The 17,945-nt window shown below is 34.5% G+C and carries 14 protein-coding genes; 11 read left to right on the top strand and 3 right to left on the bottom strand.

The features are described 5' to 3' along the window. Nucleotides 1-742, top strand: a 742-nt coding sequence (locus tag GCL57_RS14665; protein WP_161597787.1) for an RNA-guided endonuclease InsQ/TnpB family protein, incomplete at its 5' end; no start/stop codon positions are given. A gap of 184 nt (nucleotides 743-926) precedes the next feature. Here GCL57_RS14665 and GCL57_RS14660 read toward each other — a convergent pair. After that, complete coding sequence (locus GCL57_RS14660; protein WP_161597786.1) at nucleotides 927-2,624, bottom strand: DEAD/DEAH box helicase; 1,698 nt, start codon at nucleotides 2,622-2,624, stop codon at nucleotides 927-929. 298 nt (nucleotides 2,625-2,922) lie between these two features. Between GCL57_RS14660 and GCL57_RS14655 the strand changes: the two genes are divergently transcribed. After that, on the top strand, nucleotides 2,923-3,180 hold the full coding sequence (locus GCL57_RS14655; RefSeq protein ID WP_152214104.1) for a hypothetical protein: 258 nt from the start codon (nucleotides 2,923-2,925) through the stop codon (nucleotides 3,178-3,180). A gap of 14 nt (nucleotides 3,181-3,194) precedes the next feature. Continuing rightward, nucleotides 3,195-3,887: a signal peptidase I gene (gene lepB, locus GCL57_RS14650; protein ID WP_152214103.1), complete on the top strand. Its 693-nt coding sequence runs from the start codon at nucleotides 3,195-3,197 to the stop codon at nucleotides 3,885-3,887. Here the strand turns inward: lepB and GCL57_RS14645 are convergent. Further along, nucleotides 3,884-5,047: a glycerate kinase gene (locus GCL57_RS14645; RefSeq protein ID WP_152214102.1), complete on the bottom strand. Its 1,164-nt coding sequence runs from the start codon at nucleotides 5,045-5,047 to the stop codon at nucleotides 3,884-3,886. The genes lepB and GCL57_RS14645 overlap by 4 nt on opposite strands. Before the next feature lie 219 nt (nucleotides 5,048-5,266). On the opposite strand from GCL57_RS14645, the gene acpP reads away from it, so the two are divergent. The 6 genes from acpP (at nucleotide 5,267) to GCL57_RS14615 (ending at nucleotide 10,222) form a co-directional block, all read left to right on the top strand. Continuing rightward, complete coding sequence (acpP, locus tag GCL57_RS14640; protein ID WP_130606453.1) at nucleotides 5,267-5,518, top strand: acyl carrier protein; 252 nt, start codon at nucleotides 5,267-5,269, stop codon at nucleotides 5,516-5,518. Nucleotides 5,519-5,618: 100 nt separating this feature from the next. Next, nucleotides 5,619-6,074 carry a ribose 5-phosphate isomerase B gene (gene rpiB, locus GCL57_RS14635; protein ID WP_152214101.1) on the top strand — a complete coding sequence of 152 codons (456 nt, stop codon included), beginning with the start codon at nucleotides 5,619-5,621 and terminating at the stop codon, nucleotides 6,072-6,074. Further along, a complete protein-coding gene (locus GCL57_RS14630; RefSeq protein ID WP_152214100.1) occupies nucleotides 6,071-7,357 on the top strand; it encodes a serine hydroxymethyltransferase in 1,287 nt (428 codons plus the stop codon). Before rpiB ends, GCL57_RS14630 begins: the two co-directional genes overlap by 4 nt. A gap of 16 nt (nucleotides 7,358-7,373) precedes the next feature. Then, entirely contained in the window at nucleotides 7,374-7,886 is a 513-nt protein-coding gene (gene nrdR, locus GCL57_RS14625; RefSeq protein WP_152214099.1) for a transcriptional regulator NrdR, read from the top strand. Between the two features lie 10 nt (nucleotides 7,887-7,896). Beyond that, on the top strand, nucleotides 7,897-8,571 hold the full coding sequence (locus GCL57_RS14620; protein ID WP_152214098.1) for a riboflavin synthase: 675 nt from the start codon (nucleotides 7,897-7,899) through the stop codon (nucleotides 8,569-8,571). A gap of 34 nt (nucleotides 8,572-8,605) precedes the next feature. After that, on the top strand, nucleotides 8,606-10,222 hold the full coding sequence (locus GCL57_RS14615) for a hypothetical protein (protein ID WP_152214097.1): 1,617 nt from the start codon (nucleotides 8,606-8,608) through the stop codon (nucleotides 10,220-10,222). A 285-nt stretch (nucleotides 10,223-10,507) separates the two neighbouring features. Here the strand turns inward: GCL57_RS14615 and GCL57_RS14610 are convergent, their stop codons facing one another. Further along, on the bottom strand, nucleotides 10,508-11,335 hold the full coding sequence (locus tag GCL57_RS14610; protein WP_152214096.1) for a phage tail protein: 828 nt from the start codon (nucleotides 11,333-11,335) through the stop codon (nucleotides 10,508-10,510). Between the two features lie 300 nt (nucleotides 11,336-11,635). Between GCL57_RS14610 and GCL57_RS14605 the strand changes: the two genes are divergently transcribed. Next, the gene (locus tag GCL57_RS14605; RefSeq protein ID WP_152214095.1) at nucleotides 11,636-13,771 is read left to right on the top strand and encodes an RCC1 domain-containing protein; all 2,136 of its coding nucleotides are present in this window, start codon (nucleotides 11,636-11,638) and stop codon (nucleotides 13,769-13,771) included. A gap of 42 nt (nucleotides 13,772-13,813) precedes the next feature. Continuing rightward, nucleotides 13,814-17,914, top strand: a complete 4,101-nt coding sequence (locus GCL57_RS14600; RefSeq protein WP_152214094.1) for a hypothetical protein — start codon at nucleotides 13,814-13,816, stop codon at nucleotides 17,912-17,914. Nucleotides 17,915-17,945 lie beyond the last annotated feature (31 nt).

The following is a 17,945-nucleotide window of genomic DNA, read 5'->3' as shown; positions in this document are numbered from 1 at the left end:
CATTGTAATTCCATTTCAAACTAGTAATCAATTAAGTTATGATTTCGATGATAAGTTAAAAAATAAAATTAAGCTTAAACAAAAAAAGTTAAAAAAGTATCAAAGAAAATTAGCACGTCAAAAAAAAGGATCTACAAGTAGAAATAAAACCAAAACTAAAATTGCAAAAATTCATTCTAAAATAAGTAACACCAGGCATGATTTTTGCCACAAAGTTTCTCATTCAATTGTTAATTCAGACGCAAAAATATTTGCAGTAGAAGATTTAAAACTAAAAAATATGACTAAATCTCCTATGCCAAAGCAAGATGTAAGTGGCAAATATTTGCCAAATATGCGAAAAGCCAAAGCAGGTTTAAATAGAGAACTGCTATCAAAAGGATTAGCAAAAACAATAGAGTTTTTAGAATATAAAGCTAAAAAATATGGTAAATTAGTTGTTAAAGTTTCACCTCATTATTCTAGTCAGGAATGTGCCAATTGTGGCCACACTCACGCCGATAATAGAAAAACACAAGATAATTTCTTATGTTTATTATGCGGAAATCATGACAATGCTGATATCAATGCAGCAAAAATAATTGCTAAAAGAGGTGTACAATTTCTTTTGTCAAAGCCAAAAGCTAAGACAAGAACTAGGCTAGGGACTAGCCGAAGTAAAGCTGGACGAGGAATAAGTAAGACGAAATTAGAGCAATCTAATCCGCTGATTCCTATGACTTCAGAAGCTCGCTCCCTTTAGGGGCGAGAAGTTCACGGAATTAGAAAAAGTAAAAAATTAATTGGAAGTTTAAAAATTTCTTTCATTCTTTAAACCTAAATGAACATGTTAAATTGTTTATTCCAATTGAGGAGTAACATTAATTAAAAAAAACTCTCGATTATTCTAATTGAATGATCGAGAGTTTCATAAATGAACTTATTTATTAAGCAATTGGATAGCTTCTTTTTCCAGTGCTATCCGTTGGTTTTTTGGGAGATCCACCTCTTCCACCAAATCCACTGCGTTCAGAGCGATTGCTTGAGGTTGAGTATCCACCTCTTTTTTCGCCACCACGGTCAGCACCACGGTCAGCACCACGGTCACCGCCACCACTGCGTCCGCCGCCGAATCCTCCGCGACCTCCGCCAAAGCCACCACGGTCACTGCCACCACTGCGTCCGCCGCCGAATCCTCCGCGACCTCCGCCAAAGCCGCCACGTGAAGGGCGTCCGCCACGATCAGAACCGAATTTAGACATATCAGCATTCGCTCCAAATTCTGTTTTGAATGCTGGGGAGATATCTTCTACATGTAAGCTTTTACCAAGCTGACGTGAAGCTTCAGATTTTAAAACATTTGCAAGCACTTCTTTAAGTTTGTCAGAGTCAAGATTTGCTACAAGCTGTTCAACAGAGTGATCTATATATTCTTGTGCTTCAACGCTGCTTGCATTGATTCTAAATAGCATATTGTTTAAAAATTGAGTTGCAATTTTTTTAGCGTTTGGAAGATCAATACGAGTTGGATTGATTTTAACTTTGCTACAAACAAATTGGAATTCACGACGTTCAACGTGAGTGATGATTGTCCAAGCTTTTCCAGTAGCTCCTGCGCGGCCTGTACGACCCGCACGGTGTGTGTATGTTTCAACATTTGTAGGCACTGTGAAGTTAATAACGTGTGAAAGACCGCTGATATCGATACCGCGTGCTGCAACGTCAGTTGCAACAAGAATACGAAGTTGGCGATTTTTAAAACGTTCCATGGTTTGACTGCGGTCATTTTGAGTCATTTCACCGTTTAACACACCTGCAGCAAATCCTCTTTCGAGAAGCGAATTGTGAATGTTACGCGTTTCATCACGTGTTTTACAGAATATAATTGCATGTTCAGGATCATGATAAAGTAATAAGCCAAGGAGTGCATCAAGATTGCGTCCCATTTTAACTTCAACAAAACCGTGTTCAATTTGCCCTGTGCTTGTGTCTGTGCTTGCAACTTTAACTTCAAAAGGATTTGCAACCATTTGGCGGGCAATGTTTGTTACTTTTGGTGGGAAAGTAGCTGAAAATAAAAGAGTCTGTGCTTTTTTACCTATAGCTTCTTTGATTTTAATAATGTCTTCTGCAAAACCAAAGTCAAGCATTTCATCCATTTCATCGAGAACAAGAATTTCGATGTTGTTGAGGCTAATAACCCCTTGTTGTAAGAGGTCAGTTAAACGACCAGGAGTTGCAACAACAGCATCTACGCCACGTTGAAGAGATGATGTTTGAAAACGGTAGCTTTTTCCGCCGGTTATTGCTAATATGCGGAAGCCTTGAGGTTTGAAATTTGCTTCAAACACGTCAGAAACTTGCTGAGCAAGTTCACGTGTTGGTGTAAGAACAAGAAGTCTTGGCTTAGAAGCTTGAGGTTTTGCAAGGCGTGCAAAAGCTGGTAAACCAAATGCAAGGGTTTTGCCTGAGCCTGTGCGGCTTTGTGCAATTACGTCTCTTCCCTCTAATACGGGTTTGTAAGTCGCTTGTTGAATTGGTGTTGGCTTTGTAATACCTTGCGAAATAAGACCTTCGCGTAGTGCTTCTGGCAATAAGTTAAAAATAGAAGACTCTTCTGTTGCAACAATACTGTTATTTGTCATTTGCATCCCAAAAAATAAAGAAATAGAAGGGGTTAGCTACTAATAGCTAAGTACACTCAGGCGAGAATTGAGAAAGAATTGTATGAGCTTATATAAAAGTCAATCAAATTAATAGGTTGCGACATGCGCATTCCTAAAGTGTGCGCCCGTGCAACAAAAAGAGTTAGGTCTTTCTGAACCCCTGCCAGCACATCGTTAAACTGTATTATAGGTGGGGTGTCAAGAGAGTTTTTTTTATAATTTAAAAATGCTATGTTGAATAGGTTTTTGGCAATCCGTTTTTGAGGGGAATATAAGTATGCAAAATCAAGAAGATATCCATGCTGAGCTGGAAAGATTGCGCACTGAAAATGCAATTTTAAAGAGCGAAAAGAAAACAGTTCAAAATAGGGAAATATCATTTAAAATTGGTGAAAAGGGTGGACTTTCGGTCTATGGACTGGGACGTTTTCCTGTTACCTTATATAAGGAGCAATGGATACGCCTTTTAGACAAAGAAAAAGATATTAGAGAATATCTTAAAAATAACACAGATAAGTTAAAATCTAAAGAATAGATGGCAAAAGAATAATGAAATTTTTTAAAGAAGTAAAAGAAATTTTGATTATACTTGCCATCATTATTTTTTTTCGATCGAGTTTGTTAAATTGGTATCTTATTCCTTCAAGCTCTATGCTTCCAACGTTAAAAATTGGCGATCATGTTTTAGTAAATAAACTTTCCTATGGTTTTATGTTTCCATTTATGGAAAAAAGATTAGTAAATTGGAGTAATCCTCAAAGAGGAGATATTGTTGTTTTTCAAGGGCCTCTGCGTGAAGGAGGTCAAACTGTTATGAAAAGGGTTGTCGGAATAGCGGGTGATACCGTTTCATTTACAAAAGGTGTTCTCACTATAAATAACATAGTCTCCCAAGAAAGCCTTGAGCTAAACAGAAATGTACTTGAAGATATTGGGGGTATAGAAGAACCTTCTGAATATAATATTTTTATGGAGTCTGGTTTTAGTAAATATCCACACCAAATTCTGAGAAAGAAGAGTGGAGGACTTACTGTTGATGAAAAGAAATCTTGGACTGTACCTGAAGGTAAAATTCTTTGTATTGGAGATAATCGAGATAACTCCTATGACGGTAGATTCTGGGGATATATAGATGAAACCAGCGTTTATGGACGCGCTTTATTTATAACTTATTCAACAGGTGAAAAAGGAACTTGGCCTCATTTTAGGAATGAACGTTGGTTTATGAAATTGACTAATTAATGATTTTTCTGATTTTTTTTACTTATTTTTTCTGCTAAATCTTGTCCTATATTAAATAATTTTAGTTTAGAATTTTTCATAATTTCATTTGTTGTTTGTCCAGTTTGATTCTCTTCCATTAAAGTGATAATTTCTGACAAGCCAAGTTTGTTCTTTAATTCAGAGCGATTTCCAGTGACTTTTCCAAAAATACCAATAATTTTTTGTTCACTCTTAATTGCAAGTTGTGCAACTGTGCTTACAGCTTTTCCGTATAATGTGAGATCATCGAGGCTTCCTTCGCCACAAACAACTAAGTCTGTCCCAGAAAAACTTGGGGCAAGGGCTATTACTTTTGCAATTTTTTTTGAACCCATTTCAATTTTTAAATTTGGAAAAACAACTGATAAACCAATGCAAATTCCTCCTCCTGCTCCCATAAATGGATCTTCTAAGCGAGGAATATTTGGAAATGAATGTTTTAATTTATTCCAGAAAAAATGTATTCTTTTTTCTATTAGAGGAATAGATGAATCTTGAGCACCTTTTTGTTTTAAAAATGAAATTAATGAAACCCCCGGTCCTGAAGCAGGTGCATTTACATCGCATAAAACACTGATTTTACATTTTTTCATGTATTCAGGAAGCTCTTCTTTTTTAAATGAATCAACTTTCTCCATATTTTCAAGGCATGGTTTTAAATGATTTCCCTGTGTATCATATGCGGATAAACCAAATGCACTGGCTATTCCCCACCCAGCATCTACTGTCAAGGTTCCTCCAATGCAGAGCCAGATCTCTTGAGGGCGCAGAGGAAATGCTTTTTGCAAGAGTTTACCTAATCCCCATGTATTTGCTTGAAAAAGACCTTCTTCGGTTGCCAATGCACGGGCATTTCCTAGAACCTCTGCAGATTCAAGCACTGCTAGCCGCCTTGCATTTTGCCAAAAAACATTTGCTTCAGCTGGTTTTCCGAGCAGGTCGCAGACCTCGACCCTTAAAGAATCCATGCCTAGACTTGCTGCCAATAAAATTGCACTGCCCTCTCCTCCATCGGCCATAGGTCTTTGAATTATTTCAATTTTAGGGTTCCGATGGCGAATCCCTTCTGCTACAAGTTCACAGACCTGACGTGCAGTAAATGTTCCTTTGAATTTGTCAAATGCCAATACAACACGCATGAATAAATCTCCTAATGAACTTAATGAAAGCAAAAGTTGGAAAATGGATCTCTTGATGAAGTATATGACGAAAATGCCACATGTTCAAAAGTTACTCTAATTTGTGCATTGCTTTTATCATTCCTCTTTGTTAAAGAAGCCTAAGCAGAGGTATTTGTTAGTAACACTACAAACTGCTTAGTATTTTTAGCTATTAATTATTCTTTTGGGGTATCTACAATGGACAATCAACATGATGCAAAACAACTCGAATCTAAACTTATAAAAATTGTGGCTGAGAAGTTGAGCATAGAGGAAAAAAATGTAACTGCAGCTTCTCGTTTTCAAGAAGACCTTGGTGCAGATTCGCTTGACATAGTTGAACTCCTCATGGAAATTGAAGAAGAGTTTGGTGTAAATATTTCTGATGACGAATCTGAACGTCTTAAAACAGTTGGTGACGCTGTTAAATTCATCACTGCAAAGCTCTAAAAGCTAAGCTTCATTTAAGGCACCATTAGCGGTGCCTTTTTTTTTGATTTTTTCTCGCTTATTTTTCTAAATTAACCTTAGATTCATTAGAGGACTTTTTATGAAAATTGCTATTGCTGCTGATCATGCTGGTAAAGAGCTTAAGAGCTATGTTATTGATTTCTTAACTCTCACAAATCATCAAGTTCTTGATTATGGAGTGGCCTCCGATTCTTCTGCATCAGTTGACTATCCTGATTATGCTGACATAGTTGCTTCCGAAGTTTCTGCAAGTCGTTGCGATAGGGGTATCCTTATTTGTGGAACTGGAATTGGCATGTGTATTACAGCTAATAAATTTCCATTAGTTAGAGCAGCGGTTGTAAATGATGAATTTACGGCAAGAATGAGCCGAGCTCATAATGATTCAAATATTATGTGTTTAGGATCTCGCATTGTAAATTATCAAAGAGCTATTGATTTTGTAAAAATATGGCTTGCAACTGAATGTGAAGAAGGGCGTCATAGAAGCAGAATTAATAAAGTTTCAGCAATTGAAAAGAGGCTAGCACAATGAATAAATTTCTTTCTTTTGATAGGGCAAATATCGCACATTCTGATTCAGAAATTGCAGATTTATTTGCAAAGGAAAGCTCTCGATTAAATGAAGGTCTAGAACTAATTGCTTCGGAAAATGTTGCAAGCCCTGCTGTTTTGTCTGCATTAAGCAGTGTTTTATCTAATAAATATGCTGAAGGTTATCCTGGCAGACGCTATTATGGTGGCTGTGAATTTAATGATAAAGTAGAGCAAATTGCAATTGATAGGGTTAAAAAAATTTATGGCGCAGAACATGCTAATGTGCAGCCACACAGTGGTGCACAGGCAAATCAAGCTGTTTTTTTAGCATTTTTAAAACCAGGCGAAACTTTTTTGGGAATGAATCTATCACATGGCGGACATTTAACGCATGGATCTCCAGTAAATATTTCTGGATTATATTATAAAGCAGAATCTTATGGTGTGAATGAGCAAGGTTATATTGATTATGAAGAACTCTTAAAAAAAGCAAAAGAATGTAATCCTAAAATAATAGTAGCGGGAGCAAGTGCTTATTCGCGTGCTATTGACTTTGCAAAGTTCAGAGAAATTGCAGACGAAGTTGGAGCGCTTTTAATGGTTGATATGGCTCATATTGCTGGATTAGTAGCAGGTGGACAGCATCAAAGCCCTGTGCCTTTTGCTGATTTTGTTACAACAACTACGCATAAAACCCTAAGAGGGCCTCGTGGCGGAGTTATTCTGTGTAAAGAAAAATATGCTAAAGCTATTGATAAAGCTGTTTTTCCGGGGCTGCAAGGTGGTCCATTAATGCATGTAATTGGCGCAAAAGCTGTAGCGTTTGGAGAAGCGTTGCAACCTTCTTTTAAAAATTATGCGGAACAAATTGTTATTAATGCCCGTGTTTTGGCTGAAACATTATTAGAAAAAGGTGTTTCCTTGGTTTCTGGTGGTACAGATAATCATCTTATTTTAATCGATTTAAAGGAGTCTCCATTAAGCGGTAAAGATGCTGAAGAGAGACTAGCTAAAATCGAATTAACCGTAAATAAAAATAGTGTGCCTAATGATCCTCGTAAGCCAATGGTCACAAGTGGTGTTCGTATTGGGACACCTGCAATAACCACGCGTGGGCTTGTTGCTGAAGATATGAAAATTTTGGGTGAAGCTATTGCAATGGCGCTCAAAAATGATGATTCTCTTTTGCAAAATGCAAAGGAAAAAATTGTTTCATTGTGTAAAAAATATCCTTTATACGATGGTGCTCTCCACAATTCAGGATACGTTGCTCCTAATTGAGGATTTTTAAAAAAGTATGAAGTGTCGTCAATGTCAAAATCCGGAAAGTAAAGTGCTTGAAAGTAGAGAAAGTAGGGATGGTAGAACGGTTCGTAGGCGTAGAGAATGTATAAAATGTGGATACCGTTTCACAACTTTTGAGCGTTCAGAAGAACAGCCTCTTTATATTATCAAACGAGATGGCACTCGTGAGCTTTTTAATAGAGAAAAACTATTAAAAAGTATGAGTATTGCTTGCCAAAAGCGTTCAGTAAGTTCTAAGAGCTTAGATGCTATTTCGGATTGGGTTGAGTGCGCATGTCACTCTTCAGATGAACATGAAGTCACATCTCAAAAAATAGGAGAGCTTGTTTTAGAAGCGCTTTTAAGACTCGATCCTGTAGCATATGTTCGTTTTGCTTCTGTGTATAGAGCATTTTCAAGTCCTGAAGATTTTGTTTTGGAGCTCAAACAGTTAACTGAAAAGGCACAAAATAGAACAGATTTTTCTTTAGATCTTCATAAGGATAGTGAGTTAATGGAGTCATAGGAGCGCTTTTATGGACCTCAAATTGGAGAGTCTCTCTATGTTTACAGGAATTATTCAAGATATTGGAACTATTTTATCAATATGCCGTAATGAATCTACTTTAAAAATAACCTTTGCAACTCAATTAAATTTAAAACATTTAGAGCTTGGAGCGAGTATAGCTTGCAATGGCTGCTGCCTTACTGTTGTTTCTTCTAAATCCGAATTAAAATATAATATATTTTCAGTAGAAGTTGGCCCCGAGACATTTCAACTTACAAATTTCTTAAATTTACATGTTGATAGTTTTGTTAATTTAGAACCTGCATTAAAAGTAGGCGATTCTTTAGGGGGACATCATGTCACAGGGCATATTGATTCTCTATGCGAAATTTTAGATTTTCACGAAACTATTAAAGGTTTTTTTAAATTAACTTTAAAAATACAAAATAAATTTTCTAGATTTATCATAGAAAAGGGGAGCATTGCCATTGGAGGTATCAGCTTAACAGTTGTTCAACTTTCTGAAAATAATTTAGGTGAAATGATAGCTGAAATTATGATTATACCTCATACTTATCATAATACGATCTTGAAATACTATAAGAAAGGCATGAGGATTGAGGTAGAATTCGATCAATCGATCAAGGCTATTGCTTCTTTACTCAAATCTATGTTACCTAATTATATTCAGGCTCGTAAATAAACGGCTTTATCAATTCAGGAATAAAATATAAACTATGTCATTTGATCTGCAAAAACATAATGTTGCGGTTCATGCCTCTCGCCTCAATCCAGAATTCAGAAAAGCAATTCAAGTAGAGTCGGGAGTCTCGCATTTGAAACGCAATAAATCTTCTCAACAAATGCGGGCATCTCAGTTTGGCGAAGAACAAACTCTATGTGTAAAAGAAGAAACGACAAGTCTTATTTCTGACTCTCGTATTTATGCGCTTAAAAAAAGATTACTTGCGCCCATGTGGTGGGTTGAAGGAATACTTTTAAGTCTGGGCGCTAAAGAAGCTTGGTTTGACTCTTTGGTTTCTAAAAGAGCAGGGCGAATTATTGCAGCGCCAGCAAATGTAAATGCTAAAAATATTACGCTTATGTTTGCAATATGGCACGAAGCTTTATCACGTATTTTTACATTACAAAATGAAGAAAGTAATCTGCGTTTTCAAATTAATAAATATTTAGTTGGAACTCAAAAGGATGTTTATGAAGCTTGTAAACAACTTGAAACTATTTGGTCTACACCTCTAAAACTTTTTGAAATAAAAGCGTCAAAAAAATCAAAGTCATTAGCTTTATCAAAAGCTGGAAGTCTTGGATTTATTCGACATGCTCAAATTGAAAATGATGTTGATGGTATTTGGTTAACTCTTAGTTTATCACAAACTTTTCGAGATTTTTATTCACCGCAAGAAATTTCGATTGATAATTCATATTCAAGACCGGCCTTTGTCAGTATTAATCCTGTAGTTATTCAATCTATGGGGCGAAAAGCAAGTGTTAAAAAAATATTAAATTATCTTTTTCTTGAATTTTCTAAACAAAATTTAATTGATGAGCAATCTAATTGGAATTCTATCCATATCGATAGTAAGAATATTTGTTCTTTTCATAAAGAAATACTTTTAAATGTTCCCGCTCTCTATGACCATGGAATTTTAGGCTGGAGTATTGCTGCTCCTAACGTTAAACTTTCTGAATTAAAACAAAAAATATGCGAACAGTCTTCTGAAACAAATAATTCATTAGGTTCAATTGTCTATTGTTGGCACCTTTCTGAGCAGGCTAAAGAAGCTCAGGATTTAGAGCAGGCATTAGGTGAAAAACTAATGTTCACGGCTCCTCAAACAATTGCATTTAAAACAGATGTTACTCTTATAAAAAAAAGAAAAACTCTTCAAAAATCAGCAATTAATTCTACTTTATTTCCAGAGCCACCTGCTGATCAGTTAAAACAAGCTCGCATTGAAAGAGCATTAAAAATAACTAAAGTTACAAAGACTGTTAAAGTACCAAAAATTGAAAAGCCGCAAGTTGAAATTATTGATATTCCGTTAAAAAAAGTAGTTAAAAAAATTATTCCGCAAACTTTATTTGATAATAATATTTCAAATAGAGTTGAAAAAACAGAAACAAAGGTCCTTCTTAAAAAGAAATTAACATCAACTAAAGTAACTTTATCTGATAATGATTTTATTATTTTAGTTTCTGAGTTTTATGAATCTTTAAAGCCTTTGCAAAAGAAAGCTTTTGAAAGAGAAAGAGCAGGAATGACTCCTGATCAGTTTAGAGCTTATATGACGCCTATTTTACAAAGAAAAAAGCCAGCTAAGCTGAAAAAGTAAGAATTTCCCTAGTATACTTAGATACTTAAACAGCTCTTACTTGAGTAGGTAGAAGCACGGCGTTGCCGCTGTTCAACCCCATTAGACCGTACGTGCCCAATTAAGGCATACGGCTCCTTCTTAACACCGCTTACATTTAAATTTTGTTTTTCCTGAGCTAGTAAAGTTTTTACACTCATCTCCTGCCTTGGAATTGGGATAAATAATTTCTATCTTTGTAATAATATGTTGGGTTAAAATAAAATATTTTTCTTAGTATGTTTAGGAAAAAATTGCTGAAAATACTTAGCGATATTTAATAATATAGTTCACATTCGCATTTTTCGGACGTGATTCTTTGCCACCCGCTTCCGCTGTGCGTCCCGAAATGATTTGGGGTAAGGCTATTTTTTGGAAGAAGTTTAGATTATATGTTGGGAGATCAATTGTGAAAGAGTGGCTGTGAGGTTTCACTTCATTATCGAAAATAGCCCATTTTTCGTACCAAAAATTATCACCACCACGAAGTTTAAGAGATCTACTTTCAATATGTGATTGCCAATTACTATGTCCACCATCATCGTTTGTTCTCCCGCTAATTTTACTTTTAATAGGATTCGCATTCCCTGAAATATTCAATTCACTAGCCGAATTTTTCAGCTCTCCAGCAGAGTGAGAGTGCAAGCGTTCAGAATCAGTTTGAATGGAACCCACTTTTGCACCAACATTTCCGCCAGGTTTCATAGCAAGGCGAAGAGCCGATTCGGGAGCAATATTTTCATTGGCACCCACACCTCTTAAGAATAAACCACGGTAGTCAGGAATGTGAAAGGTTGTTGAGCCATTGCCGTTGCCGTGATTGTCACCAATGACATTATATAATTGTGGATATTGAGATCTTACGAGTTCTCTCCCATCGCATGGAAGATAACCGTCTGGAATATTTTCTCCTGCATAGGCAAGAACTGTACCTATAGGAAGGAGTGGTTGGTTGCGACTGATATTGTCTTGTTCTAGCCTCTGAATTCTGTCTTCTAATTTTAAAATAAGTTCAATTGCTACATTGTCATTTTGTGCAAAGGCAATTGATGAGAAAGAGAATACGGAAAGAAATAAAACACTTTTTAAATTCATTCAAAATATCCTTGCAGAGTGGAAAAATAAAATTTTGTATAAAATAGAACAATTTCTTATAAAATCTACAAAAAAAAATGTCAAATCATTATTTTATTTTTTTTTATTGACAAGTATTTTGAACTAAATACAATCGCATCGTTTAACTCAGGTTTAGTATTAATACAAATATGCCATTTATTTTTGCAAAGGGAGAGTGGTTTGAAAAGAAAGTTGATATATCTTTTATATTCATGTTTGCTATTTGCGTATGGGGTCTCGTTTGCTAACAATGAAAGTAATTCTCGAAAAAAAAGGAGTGTGATTTGGAATCGAACCGGTCTGTATTCAAGTATTTACAGTAACAATAATTCTTTTTGTACCTTATCTGAAGATTCACAAAATATTACTTGTTTTGATCTTTATTCCGACTTCACTCGACTCCCTCCCAATAAATCAGTAATATTAGGAAAATTTTCAAGCATAAGCTTAGGAAATAATCACAGTTGTGGAATAAATGCTGCGGATTCTTTTATTTATTGCTGGGGACAAAAAAAGTACAGTCCTTTAAGTAACGAAAATCCCAGTATGGAGAATATTCCAAAAAAAATATTCTCAGATAAAATCTTTAAAACTGTCAATGTCTCAAGTGAAAACTCTTATGCCATTGACAGTGATGATCATCTTTGGGGCTGGGGAGATTCTTCACATGGTCAGCTTCCAAATATTCATTTATCAAAAAATAATGAGAGCAATCATCCAGAACAATCTAATCTTCAACTAATAGAAATAGCAGGAAAAACTATTTTATCCGTTGCCTCTGGTGATGGATTTTTTTGTGCTCTCACAAATGAAGCTTCAACAAACAATAATGAAGAAAAAAGTGGGCATATTTATTGCGCAGGCAATAATTCCTTTGGTCAAACAGGACAATTAAATGTAGGTGCTAAATCGACGGTTCTAGCACAAGTAAACAACAAAAGATATACTGAGCTTGCAGCTGGTAATACACATGTTTGCGCAATCAATTTGGACAAAAAAGTAGAATGCTGGGGGAATAATAGCTTTGGGCAACTTTCATACAATCCAATATTTACCCCTTATATTGCAACACCAACTCCTATTCTACAAAATGAAAATCCAGATTTTGCAAAATTAAATTTCAAATCTCTTAGCTTAAGCAATCACTCCTCCTGCACAATCACTACGGATGAAATTCCATATTGTTTTGGTGACAACACTTTTGGCCAATTAGGAGGAGATCCTAAAGACGGTTCATTAGAAATAAAATACAGGGATGGGCAGAATTATTATGCGCATTTTAAGCCAAAAAAACTTATGAATTCTCGAGTTATTTCATTGGCTGGAAATTCAAGAGCAACCTGTAGTGTGACAAAAAATAAAGACCTCCAATGTTTTGGCTTTATTCAGAAAAACACATATTCAAGTGTCAGTGTTGGGAAAAATTATATTTGTGGAATAAGTTCATTTAACACCCATGCATTGTGTTCAAGTTTTGAAAACAATTTATCCGATATATTAGCAAATCCTTGGAGTGCTTCGCTTGTAACGCCATGGGTTAGTTCGCAAGCATTTACCCAAGTGAGCGTGGGAATTGATCACACTTGTGCAGTGAGTAATGAAAGTCCACTAAACAGTTATTGCTGGTCTAATCCAGATAGTTCTTATGTAACTCATCGCGCATATCCGCAACTCATCGCATCGTTAACTTTACCGATGAAAAAAATTGTAGTTAACAATAGTCATTCTTGCGCCATTCGTAAAGAAGATGGAGCTCTATTTTGTGCTGGTAATAATAGTAATGGACAATTAGGCAACGGAACATTCACAAGTTCATTGAATGCAAGTGAGTTTACTCAAGTCAGTTTGAATAACGTTCATTTTATTGATCTTGCCTTGAGTGAAAATGCAACATGCGCTCTTTCTTTTGAACATGAAGTCTATTGCTTTGGCAGCAATGCTAAAGGAGAATTGGGAATTGGTCAGCCTTATTTAATCAAGAAAAATTCTCCGCAAAAAATTGAAAATCTTAATCTACTCAGCATCGTTGGTGGCAAAGAGCATTTCTGTGGGATTAAAAAAACAGTGCTAGCAGCAGATAATAAAGTCATCTGTTGGGGCGATAATAGTGAAGAGCAAATTGCATACAGTAGTGATAAAATAAACAAACCGGTAGAATTAAAAAATACACAAAATATTACTCAATTAGTAGCAAATGGAAGTACAACTTGTATGTTAAATAACAGACAGGAAGCCTATTGCTTAGGTAAAAATCAAAATGGAATTATTGATCCTTTAAGAATAAGTGAAAAATTCTCGAGTCTCACACGAGTGCAAGCTGAAAAAACATTTAAATCGTTGAGTTTAGGTGAAAAACAAGCATGCGGAATTTCGACTTTAGACAACACACTTTCTTGCTGGGGAAAATCTCGCTAAAGATTTAAAAATAAAAAAAATTATTTTATAGGACTTAAAAATATGTTTGAGAAAAAGAAGTATAAAAGAATTATAGCATTGTCATTTTCAACCTGTTTATTATATTCTTGTGCAAAAAAACAGACTGAATATTTAAATATGGATAGCGCAAACGAAAAACGTATCATTGCAATAAGTTTAAATGCTGCAAACTCTACATTTCATGATGGTACCAGCTCTCATGTATCTTCTGCAGATATGGAGCAAAGAATGAAAAATTGCTCAATAGATAACTTAGAATTTAAAAATGAAATCAAAGAAATATTTAAAGAATATAACAATAAAGATCTTCTCAGTCATGTTGGTAATAAAGCAATACCTTTGGTGAGTATACTTGATAAAATAAGCAAACTCACTCAATCTGAGAAACCACTAAATGCTAATATATATGCATGCTATTATCCTGAGTTGTATCTGGCCAATGCTATGCTTATGAATACTTTGCAAAGAGTTCCTTTAGCTCCTTTTAATCAAGAATCTCTCTTAACTTCACATAGCTCAGACGATCCTGCTGAGAGTGAAAATTGGAACGAACAAGACAATTTTAATAAAAGTCGTTTTGCTAAATTAAATGGCCTTATTCGATCTGCTGCTATTGCACAGCAGTTGGTTGAAAAAGAACGTATTTTTGCAGATAAAATTCCACGAATTTATTCGCTCGATGAAAAAGCTAACAAACAATTTTTATTTGGTTTTAAAGAAAATATCAGTGAAGAAAAGCTTGAATACCAGCTCGGCGCTTTAGCCGAAGCTCTATCTGCTATTGGCTTTTATGAGCGTGCTATTTATCGTTGGAATGGAGTGACTTCAGCAAAAGAATTAAATATGCCCGTTACTTTACCTAATGAAAGTTTGCAGGATGACCTCAAACAATTAAACTCTCAATTTAATATTAAAAACTTAGATGAAAATAATAAGCTTCCTTTAAAGCTAATTATTGCAACCGATTTACTCAAGGCGGGGCAATTTGCAACAGCAGCTTTGAGTGGAAATAATTGCAGCAAAAATAATACAAGCAACGATGTTCCAACCCATTTTAATTCAATGTGCTCAGAACTTGCAACCATTAAAGAAAAAGCAATTAAAATTGATTTGAAACGTTTGGTTTGTTCCAGCGCAAGCAAAGTAGCTATAGAAAAATCTCCTGCGGATCTTTTAGCTAATATGTTTTGGAATGAAGCACAGTGTGATGCATATATAAAATCAGAACCTGAGCTTTCCAATAGTTTTTTAAACTTAAAAGGGCATTCGTATAATTTCGTCAATCCAGCAACACTCAATCCTTTGCGCTTACAAGTGAGATTAAAGTTTTTGCAGAGTGAATTTGAAGGGTTAAAAGATAAAATTTCACAAATAAATCTTTTACAGACGCATGATTTTGAAAATAAAAAGCAAGAGTTGTTTGATAATATTGAAGAGTTAAAAAATGAATTTGAATTAAACAAAAAGCTTGAAACAAAAGCGAGTACTGAGCTTGAGTTCAATAGAAATCAACGTGAAGCTGCACAAATTTTACTGGATGGAACAAGAGACGAAATTGAGCAAGTTAAAATCCAACAGAAGAATCAGCTTAGAAACTATATATCATATCTAAGTACATTGAATAACATAAATAGTTTAAAGAAAAATTTAGATAATTACAGTTCGCAAAAAGAAGTTTCGATTAAAAAATATATGACAGAGTTGTGTGGCAATGATAATTTTGAAAATTGTTCTTCTGGTCTGCAAGGAAAAATTTTAAACTTAAGCACAGAAAAGTATGAAACAGCTAAGAATGAATGGAAAAATGACTGCGGAAAATTTGTCAACCATTTAAACTCAGTAACTTTTTTTATAGGAAAAAATGGGTGTGATTTATCTGATATAAGGAAAAATTTCAGCACTTCAACGGATCCTAAAGAAATCAATCGTGATATAGTAAATGCTTTAGAAAAATTGCCAAAGGACAGTTTGCCCGCATGTAAATTAGCAGTGATTTATGAAGCAAGATCCCGCTTGGGAAATGTAGAGTTAGATAAATTAAATTCGAAACCTATCGACGGAAAAACTCAATATACGACTCAAGAATGTACTAATCCTGATAACTCTGCACGAGACAGAGGGCCGCCTACTCAAAGAAGTTGTAGAAATGTTATAAAATATATTCCAAACTCCGAAGAAATAACAAAGGTTATTGATGATCTTTTAAAGGATTATTCAAACTATAATTCTACACGACCAAATACAACAGGATCGAGCTCACCAGGACCTGCAACAGAAATAAAAAACTATGTAAATTTTGTTAATTCTATCGCAGCATTTAATACAGAAAAGGTATATATTCAAAATTATTTAGGTGTGAATGATGGAAATAGAAAGTTACTCACTGATCCACAAAAGTTTTGCTCGGCTATTATAGAAAATTCTGAAAATAGCCAGAGACCGAAGTTTGCGTCAATTTTAGATGCACAATTTTCAATAAAACAGGCTGAATTACAAGCACTCCAGATTAAATATTCAATTGGGCAGAGTCAAATTGAACTTGATAGCACGGTTAATGAGAAAAAAATAGAATTAAATAATCAAATTCAAAATATTCAAACTCAAATACAAAATCAAGAAAATAATCTTGGAATAAGTGAGGATTTGAGAAACTTGATATTAAGTTCAGTTAAGAACTTTAGTTCCAGTGATTATTTTGAAAACTTCTATAAAGAAAAAATAGAAAATAATAGGTTTACCGAACTTGAAATTGTCCTAAATAAGCAGAAAAATAATAGAGCTCAATTGCAAACAGCAAAAACATCGGAAAAAACCTCACAAGAAAATCTTGCAATTGTTCAAATGCGTTCGGAAAATTTACAATCATCGATCGCACGTGCATATGCTAGATATGAGAGTCATGGCAATAGCCTTGCACTTATTACCTCACTGAGTCCAAATCTGAAAAGTTTTTTAAATGATATTCCACTTATTTATGATGTAGGAGCTCTTGCTAAAGATTATTTAAATCTATCGGCAAATAAAATTTTAAATATGCCTGCAAACTCAAGAAATTTATTGGACAAAGATTATTTGCATCATTTAAAATTGATGTCACGAGCGAAACAAAATTGCTCCTATTTGGCATCTTTCTATGATGCTCAGAATTGTTTGAAAGATTTGAATATATTGCATGATAACCTTTTATTTAAAAATGAAAGTTTATATAGTCAACAGAAAATTCTAAGTTTACAACTTTATTCAAGTGAATATCGGGATAGTCTACAATTAATCGCTGATGATACTGAACAGTTGTTCGACAATCAGTTTCTGCATACTCTTAATACAAAAGGTTTTTCCAATTTGAATTTTGACGAAAAGTTACTCTCCCTAAAGAATTTTATATTGGAAGAATTTAATAATGAATATTATAATTCACGCCTTATTGATATGACTGTAAATATTATTCAAGAGTACCCAAGAACAAACGAATATTATTCTAATCCGTTTTTGACTAAAGATAATATAGCCTATTTAATGCGCGATGGGCTCGATAAAAATTCTCTTATTCCTGATCAATGCGGAGAAAACTTTAGCAATTATAGCAGTGGGCAATATAATAATTTTATTTCAGTATTAGATAATGAAAAAGAGCAATATGCTATTTATGGCAAAAACTTTCCCTATTTATTTGACCCATTGCACGCACAAAATTCTATGTGTACAAAGGTTAAAACTATATATTCAGAATTGCCTGCGAACATTAATTATTCAGATAATAGAATTACATCATTGCAATGGGTTCAACTTTTATCAAAGGATGCAAATAGTACTCCTATAAAAAATGATATTTATTGGAAACCTTTAACAGGATATTTATCAAACAGTAAAAATCAACTTTCAAATCTCAAACAACTCACCCATCAAATATCAGGGTGTATCAGTTCAGATGACATTTATTCAGCTTCATGTGCAAATGCAAAATCTTCCATTTCGAGTTCATTTGCAGGGCTTCCACTTCTTGGTAAATACACATTTGTCTATTCACCCTATTATTTAGATCAAAAAGTGAACCAGAAGAGGAAGAGCAATCAAAAAATTAAAACCGTTGGCATTGAGTTAAATTTTTTAATTTCAAATTGATTAAATAAGACCTCGTTTGTGAACGGGGTCT

The sequence above is a fragment of the Fluviispira multicolorata genome, assembly GCF_009208585.1.
In the GTDB taxonomy this organism is placed as follows: domain Bacteria; phylum Bdellovibrionota_B; class Oligoflexia; order Silvanigrellales; family Silvanigrellaceae; genus Silvanigrella; species Silvanigrella multicolorata.
The sequence above is the reverse complement of the archived record's forward strand: the minus strand, read 5'-3'. Positions and strand labels throughout refer to the sequence as shown.